Origin of the sequence: Paenibacillus amylolyticus, assembly GCF_001570725.1 — a bacterium.
GTDB classification, from domain to species: Bacteria; Bacillota; Bacilli; order Paenibacillales; family Paenibacillaceae; genus Paenibacillus; species Paenibacillus amylolyticus_A.
In genome coordinates, this window is record NZ_BCNV01000001.1 from 862,007 (window position 1) to 885,384 (window position 23,378).

15 protein-coding genes are annotated in these 23,378 nt (G+C 49.4%); 11 read left to right on the top strand and 4 right to left on the bottom strand.

Going from position 1 to position 23,378, the window contains the following annotated elements:
- Positions 1 to 92: 92 nt before the first annotated feature.
- From PAHA3_RS04070 to PAHA3_RS04085, 4 genes are all read left to right on the top strand, one after another.
- Positions 93 to 7,643, top strand: coding sequence for a beta strand repeat-containing protein (locus PAHA3_RS04070; RefSeq protein WP_062833580.1), 7,551 nt, complete (start codon positions 93 to 95; stop codon positions 7,641 to 7,643).
- A 113-nt stretch (positions 7,644 to 7,756) separates the two neighbouring features.
- Positions 7,757 to 7,996, top strand: a complete 240-nt coding sequence (locus PAHA3_RS04075; protein WP_047842338.1) for a DUF896 domain-containing protein — start codon at positions 7,757 to 7,759, stop codon at positions 7,994 to 7,996.
- 339 nt (positions 7,997 to 8,335) lie between these two features.
- On the top strand, positions 8,336 to 9,763 hold the full coding sequence (locus PAHA3_RS04080; protein ID WP_062833581.1) for an NAD(P)-binding domain-containing protein: 1,428 nt from the start codon (positions 8,336 to 8,338) through the stop codon (positions 9,761 to 9,763).
- Between the two features lie 138 nt (positions 9,764 to 9,901).
- Positions 9,902 to 10,387, top strand: a complete 486-nt coding sequence (locus PAHA3_RS04085; protein WP_062833582.1) for a hypothetical protein — start codon at positions 9,902 to 9,904, stop codon at positions 10,385 to 10,387.
- A 147-nt stretch (positions 10,388 to 10,534) separates the two neighbouring features.
- Here the strand turns inward: PAHA3_RS04085 and PAHA3_RS04090 are convergent, their stop codons facing one another.
- Positions 10,535 to 11,218 carry a G1 family glutamic endopeptidase gene (locus tag PAHA3_RS04090; RefSeq protein WP_062833583.1) on the bottom strand — a complete coding sequence of 228 codons (684 nt, stop codon included), beginning with the start codon at positions 11,216 to 11,218 and terminating at the stop codon, positions 10,535 to 10,537.
- Between the two features lie 189 nt (positions 11,219 to 11,407).
- On the opposite strand from PAHA3_RS04090, the gene PAHA3_RS04095 reads away from it, so the two are divergent.
- The 4 genes from PAHA3_RS04095 to PAHA3_RS04110 all read left to right on the top strand — a co-directional run bounded on the left by PAHA3_RS04095 (position 11,408) and on the right by PAHA3_RS04110 (position 16,116).
- The gene (locus PAHA3_RS04095) at positions 11,408 to 12,154 is read left to right on the top strand and encodes a DeoR/GlpR family DNA-binding transcription regulator (protein WP_062833584.1); all 747 of its coding nucleotides are present in this window, start codon (positions 11,408 to 11,410) and stop codon (positions 12,152 to 12,154) included.
- Positions 12,155 to 12,156: 2 nt separating this feature from the next.
- Complete coding sequence (pfkB, locus tag PAHA3_RS04100) at positions 12,157 to 13,068, top strand: 1-phosphofructokinase (protein WP_062833585.1); 912 nt, start codon at positions 12,157 to 12,159, stop codon at positions 13,066 to 13,068.
- Positions 13,069 to 13,159: 91 nt separating this feature from the next.
- Entirely contained in the window at positions 13,160 to 15,127 is a 1,968-nt protein-coding gene (locus tag PAHA3_RS04105) for a PTS fructose transporter subunit IIABC (protein WP_062833586.1), read from the top strand.
- 200 nt (positions 15,128 to 15,327) lie between these two features.
- Positions 15,328 to 16,116, top strand: coding sequence for a class I SAM-dependent methyltransferase (locus tag PAHA3_RS04110; RefSeq protein ID WP_062833587.1), 789 nt, complete (start codon positions 15,328 to 15,330; stop codon positions 16,114 to 16,116).
- A gap of 125 nt (positions 16,117 to 16,241) precedes the next feature.
- Here the strand turns inward: PAHA3_RS04110 and PAHA3_RS04115 are convergent, their stop codons facing one another.
- Positions 16,242 to 17,405, bottom strand: coding sequence for an oxalate decarboxylase family bicupin (locus PAHA3_RS04115; RefSeq protein ID WP_062833588.1), 1,164 nt, complete (start codon positions 17,403 to 17,405; stop codon positions 16,242 to 16,244).
- A gap of 172 nt (positions 17,406 to 17,577) precedes the next feature.
- Positions 17,578 to 18,198, bottom strand: coding sequence for a GntR family transcriptional regulator (locus PAHA3_RS04120; protein WP_062833589.1), 621 nt, complete (start codon positions 18,196 to 18,198; stop codon positions 17,578 to 17,580).
- Positions 18,199 to 18,398: 200 nt separating this feature from the next.
- Between PAHA3_RS04120 and garR the strand changes: the two genes are divergently transcribed.
- From garR to PAHA3_RS04135, 3 genes are all read left to right on the top strand, one after another.
- Positions 18,399 to 19,295 (top strand): 2-hydroxy-3-oxopropionate reductase, encoded by an 897-nt coding sequence (gene garR, locus PAHA3_RS04125; RefSeq protein WP_062833590.1) that lies wholly within the window; start codon positions 18,399 to 18,401, stop codon positions 19,293 to 19,295.
- Between the two features lie 52 nt (positions 19,296 to 19,347).
- On the top strand, positions 19,348 to 20,772 hold the full coding sequence (locus PAHA3_RS04130; RefSeq protein WP_062833591.1) for a four-carbon acid sugar kinase family protein: 1,425 nt from the start codon (positions 19,348 to 19,350) through the stop codon (positions 20,770 to 20,772).
- Positions 20,773 to 20,864: 92 nt separating this feature from the next.
- Positions 20,865 to 22,223: a GntP family permease gene (locus PAHA3_RS04135; protein WP_062833592.1), complete on the top strand. Its 1,359-nt coding sequence runs from the start codon at positions 20,865 to 20,867 to the stop codon at positions 22,221 to 22,223.
- 126 nt (positions 22,224 to 22,349) lie between these two features.
- Here PAHA3_RS04135 and PAHA3_RS04140 read toward each other — a convergent pair whose 3' ends face one another.
- On the bottom strand, positions 22,350 to 23,228 hold the full coding sequence (locus PAHA3_RS04140; protein WP_062833593.1) for an SDR family NAD(P)-dependent oxidoreductase: 879 nt from the start codon (positions 23,226 to 23,228) through the stop codon (positions 22,350 to 22,352).
- Positions 23,229 to 23,378 lie beyond the last annotated feature (150 nt).

Here is a 23,378-nt window from a genome sequence, read left to right on the forward strand (position 1 = left end):
AGAGTAAATCTTGTAAGAAAAACAGATGTTCGTGCAAAAAAAAGAAAAGCCACAGGATTCCTTTCCTTCGCGGCCCACGGGGTTATCGAGGAATGAGAGGATACACCGGAACAACAGGGGCAACTGGAGCAACCGGAGACCCTGGGTCTCCAGGCAAAAGGGGAGCAATCGGTCTCACAGGACGGACTGGAGTAACTGGAGTAACTGGAGTTACGGGTGTTACGGGTTCAACTGGAATCACGGGCAGCACCGGAATAACTGGAACAACCGGATTTACAGGTCCAACTGGCACAGGAGCAACTGGAGTCACAGGAACAACTGGGGCAACTGGAATTACCGGATTTGGTGCAACAGGCGTGACAGGTGCTACAGGAAATACTGGTATAACCGGATTTACAGGTTCAACTGGAGTTGCTGGATTAGCTGGGGCCACCGGATTCACTGGAGCAACTGGTCCAACTGGGATTGGTGTGATGGGATTAACTGGAACTACTGGTGAAACAGGAACAACGGGATCAACAGGAGCAACTGGTGTCACTGGCGAGACGGGGCTAACAGGAACGACTGGATTAACAGGTATAACGGGAAGTACTGGTCAAACAGGAACCACAGGAATTACAGGTACAACAGGAACGACTGGAGTAACCGGGACGACAGGTATTACTGGATTTACCGGCATTACGGGTGCCACTGGGGAAACGGGGATTACAGGTACGACCGGCCCAACTGGTGAGACAGGTTTGACTGGATCTACTGGAGAAACAGGTATCACCGGAGTCACTGGTGCGACTGGACTAACTGGTGCGACTGGACTAACTGGTTCTACTGGAACAACAGGCATCACTGGACTGATTGGCGCCACTGGTATTACTGGTGAGACGGGTGTAACAGGCGTAACAGGTACGACAGGTGTAACGGGACCAACCGGGGCGACCGGATCTACGGGAGTTACTGGCGTTACGGGCAACACAGGTGTGACTGGATTTACTGGAATTACTGGTGCTACCGGAATTACTGGTGCTACCGGAATTACTGGTGCTACCGGAATTACTGGTGATACAGGGTTAACAGGACCCGCTGGCACAACTGGAGTCACCGGCGCTACAGGAACAACAGGAGTCACAGGTACGACTGGAGCAACAGGAAGCACGGGTACAACTGGAGTTACTGGCGTAACCGGCACAACTGGCGTAACTGGTGTCACAGGGGAAACGGGTCTAACAGGTGTAACCGGAGCCACCGGCGAAACAGGATCGATAGGGGCAACTGGCGTTACAGGTATCACTGGTGTGACGGGAGCTACTGGAAGCACCGGCACAGCAGGTATTACTGGATTCACAGGTGTTACAGGGGTAACCGGTCTAACTGGAGAAACTGGAACCACGGGAGTTACTGGCGTTACGGGTACTACAGGTACGACAGGTATTACAGGGGAAATCGGTCCAACTGGAGCAACAGGTTCAACAGGTTCAACAGGAGCAACCGGTACGACAGGTATTACTGGGTTTACCGGCAGTACAGGTGCAATCGGAGCAACTGGTGCCACTGGAGAAGCGGGGCTAACAGGGACCACAGGAGCGACAGGTGTGACGGGAACGACCGGGGCTACAGGCGAAACAGGAATTACAGGTACGACCGGCCCAACCGGTGAGTCAGGTTTGACTGGATCTACCGGAGTTACAGGTACGATAGGAGCAACGGGAAGTACGGGTACGACTGGTGTGACAGGAACCACTGGGGAGACCGGGTCTACGGGAACTACGGGAGTTACAGGCGTTACGGGTAATACGGGTGTAACCGGAGCTACTGGATTTACTGGTGAGATGGGGTTAACAGGAGTCACAGGACCAACTGGTGTCACCGGCACGACTGGCTTAACTGGAACAACAGGCATCACCGGACTGACTGGAGCAACTGGTATTACTGGAGAAACAGGTAGCACAGGAACAACCGGAGTTACTGGTGCGACCGGAGCCACTGGTGTCATTGGGGAAACGGGAGAAACAGGTACGACTGGAACCACGGGAAGTACAGGTGTTACTGGAGCAGCCGGTGCCACTGGCACAACTGGTGTATCAGGGATTTCAGGAGTAACGGGAAATACGGGTGCCACAGGAATTACTGGCATCACAGGCACTACGGGAACAGCCGGAGTAACCGGAGAGACGGGAGTAACTGGAATCACAGGTGTGACCGGAGCTACTGGTGTCACTGGAGAGACGGGTCTAACAGGTATTACGGGTGAGACTGGGGTTACAGGAAGCACGGGTACTTCTGGAATAACAGGCACTACGGGGGCAACTGGATTAACTGGTGAGACGGGAGCGACTGGAAATACTGGTCTAACGGGACCCATCGGTGTAACCGGCACGACAGGATTGACTGGCGTTACGGGTACCACAGGTGTGACCGGAGCCACAGGAACTACTGGTGTCACAGGAGAAACAGGAGTCACAGGTATAACGGGCACCACGGGAGTTACTGGAGTAACGGGCCTAACAGGGGGTACAGGCGTTACTGGTGCTACTGGAATTACTGGAACGACAGGTACTACTGGCATCACTGGGGCAACAGGAAGCACTGGGGCAACAGGAAGCACTGGAATAACAGGTATTACTGGTGAAACAGGACCAACAGGTACAGCCGGTTTAACTGGCGTTACGGGAATCACTGGTGTGACCGGAGCTACTGGAAGTACAGGTGCTACAGGAACTGGAACTACAGGAGCGACGGGAAATACGGGACCAACCGGCATTACGGGGCCCATCGGAGCTACTGGTTCAACTGGAGAAACAGGGGCAACAGGTGTAACCGGGGCCACCGGCGCAACAGGACCAACCGGCACGACTGGCCTAACTGGAGTTACGGGTATCACGGGTACCACAGGCATTACCGGACTGACTGGCGCCACTGGCGTAACTGGTGTCACAGGGGAAACGGGTCTAACAGGAACTATTGGCCCAACTGGTGTTACAGGATTTACTGGAGTAACAGGACCCACGGGCATCACAGGCGTGACTGGTGCTACAGGAAGTACTGGTGAAACAGGAGTTACCGGCACGACTGGTCTAACGGGATCCACCGGGGTCACAGGCACAAGCGGAGTCACTGGCGAAACAGGACCAACCGGTACAACAGGTATTACTGGATTTACCGGCCCAACGGGAAGTACGGGTACAACCGGTGCGACTGGTGTTTCAGGACCGACTGGTTTAACTGGCGTTACGGGCAACACAGGTATGACTGGATTTACTGGAACTACTGGTGCTACAGGTTTAACAGGAGTCACCGGCGTTACGGGAACAACAGGAGTCATAGGTACGACTGGAGCAACAGGAAGCACGGGTACAACCGGAGTTACTGGTGTAACTGGTGTCACAGGGGAAACGGGTCTAACAGGAATTACTGGCCAAACTGGTGAGACGGGTCTAACCGGGATCACAGGTGCGACTGGACTGACTGGTGTTACGGGAACTACGGGCATCACCGGACCGACTGGTTTTACAGGTGCTACAGGAGCAACCGGTCTAACGGGTATTTCTGGTGAAACAGGCGCCACCGGTACTACTGGTCAAACTGGTGAGACGGGAGTAACTGGATTCACTGGGGTGTCAGGTACTACAGGATTTACCGGAACGACGGGATCAACTGGTGCCACTGGCATAACCGGAACTACGGGTATCACAGGTGTGACTGGAACAACCGGAGCTACTGGCGTAACGGGCACAACTGGCATTACAGGGGAAACAGGTGTAACAGGAATCACTGGTCCAACTGGTGTAACGGGATTAAGTGGAGCAACAGGAACCACTGGTAGTACAGGAGAGACGGGGGTAACAGGCGATACAGGTACGACAGGTGTAACGGGGCCAACTGGTGATACTGGAATAACTGGCGTAACTGGATTTACAGGTGCTACAGGGGCAACTGGTTCAACGGGTATTACTGGTGAAACAGGACCAACCGGCACAACTGGCCAAACTGGTGAGACGGGAGTAACTGGATTCACTGGGGTTACAGGTACTACAGGATTTACTGGCACGACGGGATCAACCGGTGCCACTGGCACAACCGGCCAGACTGGCTTAACTGGAGTTACGGGTACAACAGGTGCGTTTGGAGCTACTGGAGTTACAGGGGCAACTGGTTCAATGGGTATTACTGGTGAAACAGGAATAACCGGCACGACCGGCGTAACTGGGGTTACAGGTACTACTGGAGTTACCGGAACGAGGGGATCAACCGGTGCCACTGGAGAGGCGGGTGTAACAGGCGCTACCGGTGCGACAGGTGTAACGGGACCAACCGGTGCCACTGGCGTAACGGGATTAAGTGGAGCAACAGGAACCACTGGCAGTACAGGAGATACGGGTGTAACAGGCGATACAGGTACGACAGGTGTAACGGGATCAACCGGTGCGACTGGTATTACTGGCGTAACTGGCATAACTGGCATAACTGGTGTGACTGGAGCTACTGGAATTACAGGTGTCACCGGGACGACTGGCCAAACTGGTGAGACGGGAGTAACTGGATTCACTGGGGTTACAGGTACTACAGGATTTACCGGCACGGCAGGACCAACTGGTGTTACGGGTGTAACAGGAAGTACGGGTACAACCGGCATTACGGGGGGAACGGGTCTAACGGGAGTCACTGGTGCGACTGGACTAACTGGCGCCACTGGTGAGACGGGTGTAACAGGCGTTACCGGCACAACAGGACCAACCGGAGCCACTGGTGTGACTGGCATAACTGGAGTCACAGGAGCAACGGGAAGTACGGGTACAACCGGCATTACGGGGGGAACGGGTCTAACGGGAGTCACTGGTGCGACTGGACTAACTGGCGCCACTGGTGAGACGGGTGTAACAGGCGTTACCGGCACAACAGGACCAACCGGAGCCACTGGTGCGACTGGCATAACTGGAGTCACAGGAGCAACGGGGAGTACGGGTTCCACAGGAATAACTGGCGTAACCGGGCCGACTGGTGCTACTGGAATTACTGGTCCAACTGGTGTGACAGGATCAACCGGAGTTACGGGAGTAACTGGACTTACTGGATTCACTGGGGAGACGGGTCTAACCGGGATCACAGGTGCTACTGGGATTACTGGCGTAACCGGATTTACAGGAGAAACAGGAATAACCGGCACGACCGGCGTAACTGGCATTACGGGTGTGACTGGAGCTACTGGAATTACAGGCGCCACCGGCACAACTGGCCAAACTGGTGAGACAGGTGTAACCGGCGTTACTGGTACGACAGGTGTAACGGGACCAACTGGTGCCACTGGCATAACCGGCACGGCAGGACCAACCGGTGCGACTGGTATTACTGGCGTAACTGGATTTACAGGTGCTACAGGGGTAACCGGTCCAATGGGTATTACTGGTGAAACAGGAATAACCGGCACGACCGGCGTAACTGGCATTACGGGTGTGACTGGAGCTACTGGAATTACAGGTGCCACCGGCACAACTGGCCAAACTGGTGAGACGGGTCTAACAGGGGTCACAGGTACGACTGGATTAACAGGAGTCACAGGGGAAACGGGTCTAACAGGGGTCACAGGAACGACTGGTGCGACAGGACTCACCGGTGGTACTGGAGCAACGGGAACTACGGGAGTTGCTGGCGTAACTGGCGCGACTGGAATTACGGGCGTGACTGGAGCTACTGGAGAGACGGGTGTAACAGGCAATACCGGAACGACAGGTGTAACGGGAGCAACCGGTGCCACTGGCATAACCGGGACGACTGGCATAACTGGTGCTACGGGTACTACAGGTGCGACCGGAGCGACTGGGGTCACGGGTACGACAGGAGCCACGGGAAGTACGGGGACTACGGGAGTTACTGGTATAACCGGTACAACTGGTGTAATTGGGGTCACAGGGGAAATGGGTCTAACAGGAACTACTGGCGCGACCGGTGCTACAGGAAGTATTGGTGAAACAGGAGTTACCGGAACGACTGGTCTAACGGGACCCACCGGGGTCACAGGCACAACTGGAGTCACTGGCGTGACCGGAGCCGTAGGGACTACTGGCGTCACAGGAGAAACGGGTCTAACAGGGGTCACAGGAACGACTGGTGTGACAGGACTCACCGGTGGTACTGGAGCCACGGGAACCACGGGAGTTGCTGGCGCGACTGGAGCTACTGGAGAGACGGGGGTAACAGGCGCTACCGGTACGACAGGTGTAACGGGAGCAACCGGTGCCACTGGCATAACCGGGACGACTGGCTTAACTGGTGTTACCGGTACAACAGGAGCTACTGGAGCCACTGGGGTCACGGGGACTACGGGAGTTACCGGTGTGACTGGAGCAACAGGAACCACGGGCATTACAGGAGAGACGGGTGAAACAGGATTCACCGGCACGACAGGTGTAACTGGCCCGACCGGTGCGACTGGAACCACAGGAATTACTGGTATAAGTGGAACTACAGGAGCAACAGGCACAACAGGAACTACAGGTACAACGGGAGTTACTGGCATAACCGGCACGACAGGTACAACGGGTACGACTGGAGCAACAGGCGTCACCGGGGAGACGGGCTCAACTGGTATTACCGGAACCACGGGTATTGCTGGCGCGACCGGAGCAACTGGGGCTACAGGGGTCACAGGTGTATCAGGAGCTACAGGCACAACTGGAGTTACGGGCACTAACGGACTTACTGGAGCAACAGGTACCACAGGAACAACCGGAGTTGCAGGAGCGACTGGTCTTACAGGAGCCACAGGAAGTACGGGTTCAACAGGAGTTACAGGTATAACAGGCGCGACCGGAGCAACTGGAGAAACAGGAATAACAGGAGCTGCAGGACTAACTGGTGTAACTGGGACTACAGGAACTACAGGTGCAACGGGCACCACCGGAAGTACCGGCACAACAGGAGTTACAGGAACAACCGGCATCACGGGTGCGACTGGATCTACAGGTGCAACTGGAACAGCCGGGAGTACAGGTGCAACTGGCCCGACTGGACCAACTGGTGCTAACGGACTTACAGGAGCTACCGGCATAACTGGTGTAACTAGTGCAACCGGAGCTACGGGTGCCACTGGAGCAACAGGCATAACAGGAACTACAGGTGCGACTGGGGCAACGGGGCTGACAGGAGCTACGGGCCCAACCGGGCCCAACTTTGCAACACAAGGATTCTCGGCCTTCCTGGCGACACTTTCGACAGCAACGAGCGCACAGTTAACCAACTGGACGACAACGAGTCCTTATTACGGTAATGCCAACTTCAATGCAACAACAGGAAATTACACGGTCCCGGTGACAGGAAGATATTCCATTGTGGCGACGATCAATTATGCAACGACCGCAGCGATCGCCCTATCACTGGGTGCTGGAGTTAACCCAGCCTTTCTAGTCCAAAGGACATCACCGACAGTTACAACTCTGGTTAGTGGTTTATTGCCCGTACTCAATATAGCCGTTACACTACTAACACTGCGGGCAGTACTGGGAAGCGGTGCAGTTACTTTGGCGGTAGAAGTGGCATTGAATGCGGGAGATGTAATTGGATTGTTCTATGCCGCAAACGGGCTGACGATTACATTGAATCTGGGCAGTGGTGCTACGAATGGCATCGTGTGGTCTGTGCACGAGATCACCTAAAAACGTCTTAACGGATTGCGCGCCTATGGACAAATTCGTGAAGTTGTAATAAGTTAGTTTGAAGATATTCGAAATATCTTTCGAGAATTGGACTAACAAGTGAGGTGGATTGCATGATTCCTATTTTGGGACGCATCAATGAATTAAGTCGAAAACAACGCAGCAGCGTCGGCTTGACGAAAGCAGAAAAAAGCGAGCAGCAGGAGCTTAGAAAACAATATTTACAGGCTATTCGAGGTCAGGTGCTGACAACCATGTTGGCAGTATCCGTTGTGGACCCACTGGGTCATGATGTGACCCCTGAGAAATTAACCAATGAAAAATTGCAGCGCCGTGAACAAGCCGGCCAATAGCATTTCTTTAATAAGACAGACCAAGGTTACATCTTGGTCTGTCTTTTTTCATTTTCTGCAAAAGCACCCGTCTAGAAGGAAGCGCATAAGAGGGCGAAGGTACCGTCCAGTTAGGTATTTCGTGCAGATTAACAAGCATGTCAGTTATTTTTAGTTTTGATGACAATAAAGCTGCCGCGAACTTCAATTCATCCCCGATAACTCATATAATAATGCTAATATATTTCAGAAATACAAGGTGAAATCATAATTATTCCATTATAACTAACAACAAACTTACATCAAAAATAATCAAAGAAAAAATAGTTCATATATGTATCTCGAAAGGGTTGATGAATCATGAGCCTGGAAGCTTTGAATGAACGTGTGAAGACTGATCTGGATTATTTGTCATTTGGTGGCGCGAACTGGGTACGTCCAAGAGAACATGCGGATGGTCATGTCTATGATGTCGTCATTGTGGGTGGAGGCCAGAGTGGATTAGGGGCGGCATTTGGGCTTCTTCGTGAACGAATCTCCAATATTGTGGTCATTGACGAGAACACATCGGGGCTTGAAGGACCTTGGGAGACATATGCGCGTATGGTTACTTTGCGTACACCCAAGCATCTGACTTCCATCGATCTGGGTATCCCCTCGTTAACCTTTCGCTCATGGTGGGAAGCACAGGTTGGGCCCGAAGGTTGGGAAGAGGTAGACAAGATCCCACGTGGAGACTGGATGAATTACTTGCGCTGGTATCGGGAAGTATTGAATCTGCCTGTGCTTAATGAGGTGAAATTGACACTGGTTGAGCCAACAGAGAACGGAATACATCGGCTTCATGTGAACAAGGCAGGAACTCAGATGGATGTCATACTTGCTCGTAAAGTAGTGTTTGCTACGGGAATTCAAGGGGGTGGAGAGTGGCATATACCTTCCATGATTGCCGATAGATTACCTCGGGAGCTGTATGCCCATACGTCTGAAGCGATTGATTTTGAACGGTTAAAAGGTAAACGGGTTGCAGTGCTTGGCGGCGGCGCTTCTGCTTTTGATAATGCGAGCTATGCGCTTGCCACGGGTGTGGCGGAAGCTCATGTATTTGTACGGCGGGAACAGCTGCCTAGTGTTAATCCTATTCGTCAGATGGAACAATCCGGTATGATCGAGCGATACCACGCTCTTCCGGTTGCTGATAAATATGAAGTGATCTCTCATTTCTTCAAATTCAATCAACCGCCAACCAACGATACGTTTAATCGTGCAGCAGCCTGGCCTGGATTTGAATTGCATTTGAACTCGCCTTGGCTCAGTGTAGAAGCATCAGATCAGGGAACAATTGTGCATACTGCACAGGGAGCATATGAATTTGATTTTCTGATCATTAGCACAGGTCTTCTCAGTGATCCGGCACTCCGGCCTGAACTCAGACTTGTAGAGTCGCATATCGCACGTTGGGAGGACTGTTATCAGGCTCCGTCAGAGCATTGTAATGCATTGTTAGACGCACATCCATACCTGAGTTCAGGGTTTGCGATGACTAGCAGAAGTGAGCAGGGTAAGGAACAGCTGCATGGACTGTTCGTATTCAATTACTCTGCACTTGCCAGCTGTGGTCTGTCCGCATCGGCCATATCGGGGACCAAGAGTGCGGTGCCGAAACTGGTCTCTGCCATAGCGGATCAGTTGTTCCTTGATGATCGGGAGGTTATTTTGCAACAATTCTATGCGTATGAAGAACAGGAATTTACGGCTACGTGGGCGAAAACGGGTGCCCTTGGCTGATTAAATGCACTCTATAATATGGTGAACGTGTGGCATCTGATGCTGCACGTTTTTTTGTTTTTCACATGATGAAGGTTACACTTGCCTACAATTTGTTGTAAAATGTCGGTTGGAACATGTTAAAGGCAGGGATAATAGATGAATGAAATGAACTATGAACAATTTAGAGCCCATTTGAAGAAAGCGTCACGTAAACGAAATGTACCTTTGATTAAGATCGTTGCATTTCAAGAGAAATACATGAAGATTGAAGAAGTGCAATATTTTGATGTGGAACAAAATCATATGAGTGTTCAGGCCTGCAATACGTTGTGGATGCATCTGGAGAATAAATCTTTCCGTAATATGGTGTCCCAACATTTGCAGTTTTATAGAGACATGGAGAACCTGGGTCGGCATTCCTTTGAGAATCTGATCAAAGAACTATATGATACGTCTGTTCCTGTGCTGCTCGACTACAATCCCGCTCATTATTACACCTCGGGGCAGTTAGCTGAGATTCTGGTCATGGACGAGGAAAGGCTGATTGAACAATTGGAGATGGGCCGCTTCAAGGGGGCTTTTATTAATGAGGATGGCAAATGGCTTAAACCCAAACCGGATGCAATGGTTGTGGAGTCATAAACGCCATGATGTTTCCATGAAAAGAAAAATCCTGCAACCCCACGCATCAAGTGCTGGAGGCTGCAGGATTTTTAATGGAGATACGAGGGCCACGAAATACCGCCTACAAGATCATGAAGTAAATAACTTCGTTCGACCGTTAAATACTCAAGTGTTGCGGCGAACCGTAAATCCATCTTTGCACCGATTAGGAGTGCCAGGGATTGAGACGATACCTCGTCCTTGAATCATGATTCCTTTTTGAGAGGTGCGAAAAGCAGGAGACTGCCCGTTCAGGCGGCACATGTTAAAGGTTACGGGGGTAAGCCGTGCCATGGAGGCGATGGAGCTTCCTACAGTGGGTGCTTCAACAATCCACTCCGCAGAGGACAACGGACCCGAATAATACTGAATGGTACGGAAGGTCCAACCTAGGGTTAGATTAGATAGAGTGATACACCAGGTTTTGCGCGTTAACTTGGAGATGACTGCCCGAATGCGATGACCAGGGGAAACGGGATGTGGAATGATGGTTTCCGCGTCGGGGAGGATCTCCCACCAGGCATAATAGCTGGGCTTGCCTTGAATCCAGTCGTGACCTGTTCCGGTCTGAATGAGACTGCTGTTCTCGAAGCCATCAATGCCAATCCATGCGGATGAATATGAGTTACGTGTACCAGGTAGAACATAGGGGACAGTCCATTCCGCTGAGATGCGGCGGTATTGGTTCTGTGTTCCTGTGCGAGCGTAGCCACTCCAGTTGGAGGAGATCCATCCAAAGCGAGGAGAGGAATCTTTCTTTTTCTGATGCAGGGCACAGGGTTTTCGCCGTTTGTGTGGACGATCTGTCATCAGGTCACCGCCTTCGATAAAATAGGGACTAGATTATCAGATGCGTGTTCAGGAGTCAGGGGAAGGGACAATTGGATAAGAAAATAAGTCGAAAGATGCGGGTTTTTGAAGGTTTTTAAATTATTTTGAATGAAAGTGGTTGTTTTTTGAGGGATTTATGATACTATAGAAGCAGTTGGAGGAATGAAGATGCTGACTGAAGAACGATATGCTGCAATTATAGAGCGCTTACATTTACAGGGAATTGTGAAGTTACAAGAGCTTGTTGATGTACTAGGTGCTTCTGAATCAACGATTAGACGTGATTTGATTGATCTGGAGAGTCGTCAGATGCTCAAACGCATCCACGGCGGTGCCGCACTGGTGAATGAAAAAACGCTGGAACCGGGCATGGAAGAAAAAACGTTCAAAAACATTCAACAGAAAACAACGATTGCCCGTTTGGCTGCACAGGAGATCGAAAATGGTGAATGCATCTATTTGGATGCAGGAACGACAACGTTAGCCATGATTCCTTTTATTGAAGCTAAGGACGTAACGGTTGTTACGAACGGACTTTCACATGTTGAGGCATTGGTAAGCAAACGTATTCGCAGTTACTTGCTCGGCGGTATGATGAAAATTCATACGAAAGCAGTCATCGGCAGTATTGCATTACAGAACATGGATAACTTCCGTTTTGATAAATGTTTTCTTGGGAGCAATGGAGTGGACCCCGAAATGGGGTATACAACACCTGATCCGGAGGAAGCCTTGATTAAAAGGCGTGCACATCAATTGTCGGGAAAATCTTATGTGCTGGCTGATTCCAGCAAAATAGGGGAAATTACTTTTGCCAAATTGTTCGATTTGGAGGAGGCCGATTTGATTACCGAGCAGATGCCAGAACACTGGCGGCTTGGAATCGCCCAGAAAACTAAAATAATTGAGGGATAACGATGATATATACGATAACACTAAACCCGTCCATTGATTACATCGTGGAAGTGGATGAGCTGAAGCTTGGCGGATTGAATCGAATGAATCGGGATTTGAAGCTCCCGGGCGGCAAAGGCATTAATGTTTCTCGCATACTGAATCAACTTGGAGCAGATAACACGGCCATTGGTTTCCTTGGTGGATTCACCGGACGTTTCATTAATGACAAGTTGCAAGAAGATAACATCCGGACAGACTTTGTCACGATTGCAGACGATACTCGCATTAACATTAAGCTGAAGCATGGAGAAGAGACAGAGATTAATGGTCTTGGACCTGCAATCAGTGCAGAAGAGGCGGAGCAGTTGCTACACAAATTGTCTTCATTGCAAAAAGGAGATATTGTCATTCTCTCCGGAAGCGTGCCACCGTCACTTGGGACGGATTTCTATGATCGTCTCATTAAAGTCTGCAAGCAAACGGGTGCCGAATTCGTAATTGACACAACTGGACCTGCACTAATGGAAGCTCTTGTACATGAACCATTGCTGGTGAAGCCGAATCATCATGAACTGGCTGAACTGTTCGGAGTAACCATTGAGAATCGCGAGGAACTGGTGTTATATGGGCGTAAGTTGCTTGAAGCCGGTGCCAAACATGTGTTGATCTCCATGGCAGGCGAAGGTGCACTATTCATTACCAAAGCGGAAGTTCATCATGCGAACGTGCCAAAAGGCACTGTGAAAAACTCCGTTGGTGCCGGAGACTCCATGATTGGCGGATTCGTAGGTACCTTCGTACAGAGTGGAGATCTATTGGAAGCTTTCCGCACAGGGGTTGCATCTGGAAGCGCAACTGCGTTCTCGGATGATCTGGCAACACGTGAATGGATTGATGAACTGCGCAATCAAGTAACCATTACGACGATCTAGTCTAACGGTCATATAAAAGGTTTTCATTGTAATTGTAATGTAGTGAGGCCTGCACATCGCAGGCTGATAGAACTTAAGGGAGTGTACCAAGATGAGAATAACAGACTTGATGATCCAGGAAACGATGATCATGGACCTGCAAGCCACAACCAAAGCTGAGGCTATTGATGAACTAATTGCAAGCCTGAACCGAAGCGGACGTATTAATGATCCTGTTCTGTTCAAGGAAATGATCTATAAAAGAGAAGCTGAATCCAGCACGGGGATCGGTGGCGGAATTGCGATGCCACATGCCAAAACAACAGCGGTGAATGAACCAACAGTTGTATTTGCCAAGAGCAGAAAAGGACTTGATTTTGAAGCGTTGGATGATCAGCCAGCTCATGTGTTCTTCATGATTGCGGCACCAGAAGGCGCAGGTAATACCCATCTGCGTACGCTTGCAGCTCTTTCCAGGTTGTTGATTGATAGCGATTTCATCTCACAATTGATGAGTACAGATACACCTGCGGAAGTTAGTGCATTGTTTGATGCCAAACAGGCAGAAGCAGCTGAGAAGGAAGCAGCCAAAGAGAAAGCAAAAGCTGAAAAAGCAGCGAATGCGGCATCCGCTACTACTACTGGTCAGCAACAGAATACTTCTGGTGTGATTGTAGGTAATGCCAATTCGGAAGATTTTGTTGTTGCGGTTACAGCCTGTCCAACAGGTATAGCTCATACATTTATGGCTGAAGATGCACTTAAAAAGAAAGCTCAGGAAATGGGCATTAATATTCGCGTAGAGACAAACGGCTCTGAAGGAGCGCAGAATGTTCTCACTGCTGATGAGATCGCTCGTGCTAAAGGGGTTATCGTTGCCGCAGACAAAAATGTGGAGATGGCGCGTTTCGATGGCAAACCGGTATTGCAAAGACCGGTGAGTGATGGAATCCGTAAATCCGAAGAGCTGATTCGCAAGGCCGTTAACGGTGATGCACCGATCTATCGTAGCCAAGGTGGAAATGCCAAGGAAGAGGGCGCAAGCACTGGTAAGATCAGTGTAGGTAGCAAAATCTATAAAGATCTGATGAATGGTATCTCGCATATGCTACCATTCGTTGTAGGTGGCGGTATCCTGCTAGCAATCTCCTTCTTGTTCGAACAGCTTGCTAGCCCTGAGAATCCGATTGTACAATTGCTTCAAACGATCGGTGGCGGAACAGGTGCATTCCACTTCCTGATTCCCGTACTTGCCGGATTTATCGCGATGAGTATTGGTGATCGTCCAGCCCTGATGCCTGGTATGGTCGGTGGATTAATGGCGGTTACCTCAAATGCCGGTTTCCTTGGTGGTTTGGCCGCCGGTTTCTTGGCAGGTTATGTAGTCATTGGTCTTCGTAAGTTGTTCAAAGGATTGCCAAAAGCGATTGATGGTTTGAAACCAATCTTGCTGTATCCGGTATTTGGTTTGCTAATCGTGGGTGCCATCAGTTTCTATGTCTTTGATCCAATCTTTGGTTCCCTGAACACATGGCTTGTAGATGCACTGGGTAACTTGGGTACAGGTAATGCGGTATTGTTGGGCTTGCTGCTTGGCGGTATGATGTCCATCGATATGGGCGGACCGTTCAACAAAGCGGCTTACACATTCGCTATTGGGGTATTCACATCCAGTGGTAACACAGATGGTGCATGGATGGCAGCGGTTATGGCAGGCGGTATGGTGCCTCCTCTGGCGATTGCACTTGCAACAACATTCTTCAAATCCAAATTTACAGAGCAAGAACGCAAATCAGGTTTGACTAACTATGTACTTGGATTCTCTTTCATTACAGAAGGTGCAATTCCATTTGCTGCGGCTGATCCATTGCGTGTATTGACTTCTTGTATTCTGGGTTCCGCTGTTGCTGGCGGATTGACACAGCTGTGGCACATTAATGTACCAGCTCCGCACGGCGGGATCTTTGTTGCAGCACTGGCGAACCACGCATTATTGTTCCTGCTAGCTGTTGCGATTGGTTCTGTGATCTCCGGTCTGATTCTGGGACTGTGGAAGAAGTCACCAACGCTCGTGAAGTAACAAATATAAGAAACATCTCCTGGGTGAAATTCACTTGGGGGATGTTTTTTTATTTCAGCTTTTTGGTTAGGTAGTGGAAAGTTGCCTCCGGATTTGTGTAAAATGCTTATTTAGCTTTTACATTCATCTATGGTAAAATAAATATAATTATATTTTGAAACTATGTTTCGTCTAATGAAACTTATGCAGGAGGGATTGGAATGTCTGATGTAATTAAAAGTCAGGTGCAGAAGCAGTTTGCGAAAAATGCAGAGAAATACGTGACGAGTTCGGGGCATGCCAAGGGTGAGGATCTCGCGTTGCTCGTGGCTTCGTCTCAAGCCACTCCAGATATGAATGTGCTCGATATCGCCACTGGGGGAGGGCATGTCGCCAATGCCTTGGCTCCACTTGTTCAGCGTGTAACCGCTCTGGATTTAACGGAGGAAATGTTGCAGGTGGCTGAACAATTTATCCAGGGGAATGGACGCGATAATGTAGATTTTGTTGCCGGAGATGCAGAGAAGCTACCATTCGAGGATGATGTCTTTGACCTTGTGACCTGCCGAATCGCTGCTCACCATTTTCCGGACGTTTCTTCGTTTATCAATGAGGCACTACGAGTCATGAAGCCTGGTGGCAGGTTGTTGTTGATTGACAACGTGGCACCTGAACGCGACGAGAATGACCAGTTCTATAATGAAGTGGAGAAGTGCCGGGATGCAAGCCATGTTCGGGCATGGCGCAAGACGGAATGGATTCACATGCTGGAGTATGCCGGATTCCGGACGGAAGCGATGGCTTCCTTCCAGAAACGCTTTAAGTTTGAAGAGTGGTGTAATCGTGCGGCACTACCCGAGCAGGAGAGGGAGGAACTTGAAGCAAGCATGTTGAGTGCTCCTTCCATCATCCGAAAATTTTTTAACTTCGAAGTGACAGAGCGCGGAAAGCTCGTCAGCTTCCAAGGAGAAAGTGTGTATATTCAGGCGATTAAACCTACGCATATCTGATTAGATAAGACAACCCGTTTGGATGAGCTGGTTATGAAAGAGTAAGTGGTTGTACACCGACAAAATAAAACAAGCAGAGTACCTTGAATAGGTAGATCTGCTTGTTTTATTTTCTACACACTAATTTAAACGACAGGCCATTTTACTTTATGCAAGGCATCCAGCAACTCAGGGGGTGCATTCAGATTGTCACGGACCAGATCCCGCGGAGTTAACGCCATCCACTGATTCAGTGACACATCCTCAAAGCGATCACTTCGAAATATCTCCAAAAACCATAAGGTATCCGTACCACTATTCTGTATGTAGTGTCCCATTGCGACGGGAACATATCCGACATCTCCAGCCCGATAATCAAAGGTGCGAGCAATACCATTGCCTCCGAAGACGGTCATTCTTCCCTGTCCTGTCAGATAGTATTGCCATTCATCCGCATTGGGATGCCAGTGCAGTTCGCGCATAGCGCCAGGTCGGATCTCAACGAGTGCTGCCGCAACAGTAGTCGAAATGGGGAAGTTAGTGGAGTCTACAATCCGCACGCTTCCGCCGGGTGTGATGAGCGGTTCCTGGGCTAACAATCGATGTTTGAATGTGAGAGGAACGGTGCCGTATGGAGACTGAACTTCCTGGCTCTCAATGGAACCCGGAACGGTATCTTGGAAAATATAGACCTGTTCCTTCGGCATCGACTGAAAAGCAGATTCGGGCACGCCAAAATTAACAGACAATACCTCTGGTGGTGTATGGGCAAACCAATCGGATATGGATAACGTATTCAGATCGGAGAAGGACCCGTCATCGAACACGAGCAGAAATTCACAACCATCCTCCAGTCCTTGAATGGAATGGGGCAGACCTTTAGGGAAAAACCAGAGATCCCCAGGCCCGACATCGGCAATAAAATTACGTCCGTTCTGATCTACCGAGGTGATTCTTGCCGTTCCCCAGATCATATAGGCCCATTCGGATTGCTGATGCCAGTGCAGTTCCCGTACACCACCAGGCGTCAGACTCATGTTCACACCAGCCAGTGTAGTGGCAACAGGGAGATCCCGTACGGTGATTTCACGTGACCATCCGCCATGGTTCAATTGCATATGGGTATCGGAAAAAGACATTCTCAGATTGGGCAATAACCCGTTATCAGTAGCTGGAGGTACCAGCAAATCGGGGTTTTGTATATCTCTCATGACGTCTCTGGGGCCCAGATCAGGTCCTCCAGCGCCATCACTGCGAATAGGTTGCGGGATGATGAAAGGTTTTTCGTTGGGTTGCTGTCCTTTGCTCATTAAGTGATCCCTCCAGATTCAGTAGCATGTCACACGCGACATTGTATCGTTATGTTTACACCTATGAATCAGGGCCTGGATAATATGAGGGACAAACGACTAAAAAGACGTGACCACATTGTGGTCACGTCTTTTTACGTATGTGAGAAGGTCGAACAATCCATGAATTCGGTTATCGAATCAAATGAAGGCAGAATTCCAGATCGGATTGAAGATGCTCTTTCATCAGCCGTTCGGCGGTCTGCCCGTCATGTGCCTTAATCGCTTCGCAAATCTGATGATGCTCTTCAATGAGGAAGGGACGCTGATAATATACAACTGTCTGACGGAATAGATAAATGACGGATTGCATTTTATCGAACAGATCAATCATCAATGCATTATTACTCGCCCGCATGATGATTTCGTGAAACTCTTTATTGGCTTCCATAATCTCTTCTTTGCTTCCGGTATGTCCCACTTGAACGCAATGCTCAAGAGCCGCCACTTCCTGAGCGGATAAGAAGGCAGCAGCAGATTTAGCCGCATGTCCCTCCAATAACTTCCGTAATTCAAACGTATTTCTCAGATCGGTCTCGGTTAGCTTGACGACTCGTTTGTTTACGACTAATCCTTCCTGTTCCAGACGGCGGATGGATTCACGGATCGGGGTCCGGCTGACATTCAGATCGGTCGCCAGCTTCTCTTCCACAAGTTTGGTTCCCGGAGAAAGGGTGCCTTGCAAAATCATGTCCCGCAGCACTTCATAGGCCTGCTGATAGGCTGGACGGGACTTGTCCGTACTTGGTTGCATTGTATTTCACCTCTACCTTTACTTTAGCGAAAATGAAGGCAATAAACAACAAGATAAAAAACCGAATTTTAATTTTAGGATACATAAACAATAAAATTGTATACAAAAATTAAAATGTTGTGTACAATAACGAATGTGAACAGCAATGATAGCGATTACAAGAGTGAAAAGCAAAGAATTCAGGCTGGAGGGATTGCAAGATGAAGAAACGAATTGGATTTATTGGACTCGGTATTATGGGACGTCCTATGTCATTGAACCTGATCCGGGCGGGATATGATGTAAGCGTATACGATATTAATCAAACGGCTGTGATGTCATTGGCTGATGCGGGAGCGAGAGGAGCGGCGTCTCCAAAAGAGGTAGCTGAACATAGTGATGTCATCTTTACAATGCTACCCAATTCAGAGCATGTTCGCAGCGTTATCACGAGTGAACAAGGTGTACTGGCAGGAGCGAATACGGGAAGTATTATTATCGATATGAGCTCGATCTCGCCGGTCGTTTCCAAAGAGCTGGCTCAGCTTGTATCCAAATCAGGATTGTATATGTTGGATGCGCCCGTAAGTGGTGGGGAACCCAAAGCCATAGATGGCACACTCGCCATCATGGTGGGTGGCAATGAAATGATTTTTGAATCTGTGAGAGAGGTTCTGCAAGTGGTAGGACAGGATGTAACGCGAGTTGGGGATAATGGTTCAGGCGCAACAGCCAAGTTGGCGAATCAGATTATCGTGAACCTGAATATTGCCGCCATGTCCGAGGCGCTTGTATTTGCAGCCAAGGCTGGCATTGATGTAGAGAAGATGTATCAGGCAATCCGCAGCGGGCTCGCTGGAAGTGCGGTACTGGATGCGAAGGTTCCACTCATTCTGGATCGTAACTTTGTCGCTGGGGGCCGCATTGATATTAACCTCAAAGACATGACCAATGTGATGGAAACGGCGCATGATATCGGAGTTCCTTTGCCGCTCAGCAGTCAGTTGCTGGAGATCTTCCATGCACTGAAGATTGATGGGAAAGCCGCAGATGACCATGGCGGAATCGTTCAGTATTTTGAGAAACTCGCAGGTGTAGAAGTGAGTCGGGTTCAATAAAAAATTTATAAGAAAAAGATTTTGAATAGATATAGATATGAGGTGGAGAGACATGACCTATCAGACGTTATCGGATATTCCCGCAGCTCTTCGGACGGACAACTCTTCTGAAGGATTGCGAGGACAGATTAAACAATTGCAGGATGCGAGGGCTCGCAAAATTATCGTGTTGGATGATGACCCAACTGGTGTGCAAACGGTTCATGATATTGATGTGTTGACGCAGTGGGACAAGCCACTGTTGCAGGAGGCGTTTCGGTCCTCCGAATCGTTATTCTATATTTTGACCAATACACGAGGGCTGGATGCAGATACAGCGGAACGTATTAATCGGGAGATTGCACGCAATGTGCAAGAGGTTGCAGCAGAGGAAGGAACGAGTTTCACCTTTGTGAGTCGTAGTGACTCTATGCTACGTGGTTATTATCCGCTGGAGACGGATGTGCTAGCCGAAGAAGTGGCGCGTGTTAGCGGACGAGCATATGATGGACAACTGATCATTCCAGCCTTTTTCGAGGCAGGACGAGTTACGATTGGCAACACGCATTATATGGTCGAGGGTGAGCAGTTGATTCCAGTTCATGAGACGGAATTTGCCAAGGATAAAGTATTCGGGTATGAGCATGGAGATCTGCCATCATGGGTAGAGGAGAAGACTTCGGGCCGTATCCAGGCTAGTCGCTGCCTTACCATCTCACTGGAGGAGATTCGTCAAGGTATCGAGGTGGTCAAAGCGATTTTACTGAAAGCTGAAGGCAATGTACCGATTATCGTGAATGCGCTCTCTTATGCAGACATGGATGTACTTTCTCTGGCTTTGCTGCAAGCAGAAGATGAGGGGAAAGCTTTTATTTTCCGGACGGCGGCCTCCTTTGTCAAATCGTATGCGGGTATCTCAGATCAGCCATTTTTGCCAAAAGAACAGCTGATCGCAAGCGGACAGGAACAACATGGCGGCATCGTTGTTGTTGGTTCCTATGTACAGAAGACGACACGTCAACTGGAACAACTCCTCACGTTTCCGGGCATTATAAGTCTGGAGATCGATGTCGAGCGGGTATTAACGCCGGATGGATATACGGAGGAAATTCGACGTGTGATTGATGAAGCGAACAGGCAGCTTGCCGAGGGGAACAATGTTGTTGTATACAGTAGCCGTAAGCTCATCACCGTCGAAGGACATGAGGGTAATTTCAAGATCAGCCAAACGGTATCGTCAGCTTTGGTCGAGATTGTGCAATCTCTTGAAGTCGTGCCAAAGTTCATTATTGCCAAAGGTGGCATTACATCCAGTGATGTAGCAACGAAAGGTCTGGCGATACGCAAAGCAAGGGTGCTCGGTCAGGTGGCTGCGGGCATTCCGGTATGGTTGACAGGGGAAGAAGCTAAATTCAATGGTATCCCATATATCGTGTTTCCGGGTAATGTTGGCGGGGAAAAAGCCCTTCTGGAAACAGTTGAAAAGATCGAAGCTTAAGCTTATTACGAAGGCACGCAGTGTTCAGGTCGTTTGGACCAGCGTAATACTGCGTGCTGACACAACATAACAACTTGGGGGAGGCTATTCGGATGTATTCCGTATTCGGTCTTAGTCATGATGCAAGTCTGCTGCTCTACGCATTGATATCCATTCTTGGATTGATTCTGTTGATTGCCAAATTTAAAATGAATCCATTCGTTGCCCTGATTGTGGGTGCTGTCTTTATGGGATTGATATCAGGTATGCCTTTCACGGATATCGTGAAGTCTTATCAGGAAGGTGTTGCAAGCGTTCTCGGATTTATCGCGATTGTTCTGGGACTTGGAACGATGCTCGGGAAACTCATGGCCGAGTCTGGTGGGGCCGAACGAATAGCCCAGACACTTGTTCGTGTCTTCGGGGAGAAGAACGTACACTGGGCGATGATGGTTGTTGCGCTGATCTGTGGTATTCCGGTATTTATCCAGGTCGGGATCGTACTGTTGTTCCCGCTGGTCTTTGTTATTGCGAAGCATACAGGAACATCGCTGATCAAAATCGGACTTTCACTTGTCGCAGGTCTTGCTGTGGTGCACAGTCTGATTCCGCCTCATCCGGCGGCGATGCTTGCTGTAGGAATCTTCAATGCCGATGTTGGTAAAACGATATTCCTGGCTCTGATTGTATCCCTTCCAGCGGCAGCGATTGCGGGTCCGCTCTATGGAACATGGATTTCCAAGCGAATCAAAGTCGAGACTTCAAGTGAGCTGATGGAACAGTTCACCGAGACCAAAGATCGGGAACTGCCTGGTTTCGGCATCACCCTCTTTACGATCTTGCTTCCGGTGATTCTGATGTTGCTCGCTACGATTGTGGATCTGATGCTGCCAGAGACGAATGTGTTCCGTCAGGTCGTTGATTTCATCGGTAGTCCGATTATTGCATTGCTGCTAGCTTTGCTCTTTGCCTTCTATTCCTTTGGATATGCACGTGGTTTCAGCAAACAGCAGATATTGAAATATACGAATGATTGCTTGGGCCCAGTTGCTTCCATCATCTTGCTGATCGGTGCAGGCGGCGGATTCAACCGCATCCTGACAGACAGCGGTGTAGGTGATGCGATCGCAGGATTTGCCCAAAGTGCGCATCTTTCTCCACTCGTGCTGGCCTTTGTCATTGCCGGATTGATTCGTGCAGCGGTAGGTTCAGCTACGGTGGCGATGACAACAGCGGCGGGTATTGTGGCTCCAATCGCCATGACGATGCCGGGGGTAAGTCCCGAATTGCTGGTGCTCGCAACGGGAGCGGGTTCGATTATTTTGTCCCATGTAAATGATTCAGGGTTCTGGATTGTCAAAGAGTACTTGAATCTGTCTGTGCCGCAGACACTGAAGACATGGACGGTCATGGAGACCATTCTCGGATTTGCCGCCTTCGGCATGGTGTTATTGTTGAGTGTCTTTATCTAACAGGGAAAAAACCATATGGCTTTGCGACAATGAAAAGATGCTCATAATACCCATAAAGCCTATAAACAAAAAAACACGCCGCTATGGCGTGTTTTTTGTTATGTTAGTGCTCACCATCCACCATGGTTAAGATCGGGTGATTGTGGCCTTTCCAGACTGCGTTTTACGAAAATCCTGCTCGTAGATCTCGTTTACCCGGTTTAAAACAGCAGGACCTTGCTCTGTGAAACGAAGTGTTTTCGCTTTATTTTTAACCAGGAACGCACCGGATTCGTGTCTGGTTGGATATAAGGCCGCACTGTAGAGCAATGAAGCGCCGTGACTTGGATGAGGGAAGAACCATTTCATGACAGGTTTGATGTAGAAGGGCAGGCCGGATGTTTTGTTGCCCCTTAGCGTATTATTTCCTCCGGGGTCTACGCTTAGCAGGTGTATGCCATCTGCTTTGGCAGACTTGGCAACCTCGCGTGTCCATAGAGATAGACCGAGCTTCGAAGTGGCATAGGGACCAAACAGCTTTTTGAATTCAGCTGGACGTTCCAGGATATTTAGATCAAAATGTTTGACCATACTGAACGCGGTGGTGGAAGTATTGACGACTGTTTTCATCTTCCCTTTGAGCAATAGCTCAACTAATTCCATGTAGATGATGTAAGGGACCACGGTTTGGAGTTCAAAGTGCATTTCATGACCCTGGTCAGAAAAACGAAGTTCGGCAGCGCTGCCCCCGGCGTTGTTAAACAAAACATCAATCGAATCGGTATCGGATGTAATCTGATTCAGTGCCATTCTCAGACTGTCGTAGTTGGTCAGGTTAGCCTGAACCCAACGGAGCTGGCCTGAACGTAAGGCGTTCTGAATTTCAGTATCGTCGGTAGGGAAAGCGGAACGGTTGAGACCGATTACCTGCCATCCTTCAGTTAGTAATCTGCGGGTCAGTTCGAGACCAATTCCCGACGTTGAACCTGTGATGAGAGCGGTGCGAAGCTGATTTTGTATATTCATAAATACCTCCAGATAGAATGGGATTACAGAACGAATCTGTATGCTGCGCTCATTCTATAACTTGGAGTCGACTCCAAGTCAAGAGGGTAGATTGGAACGAATCATGCTTGACTTGGAGCTGACTCCAAGTTGTAATATGGAGAGAGATCA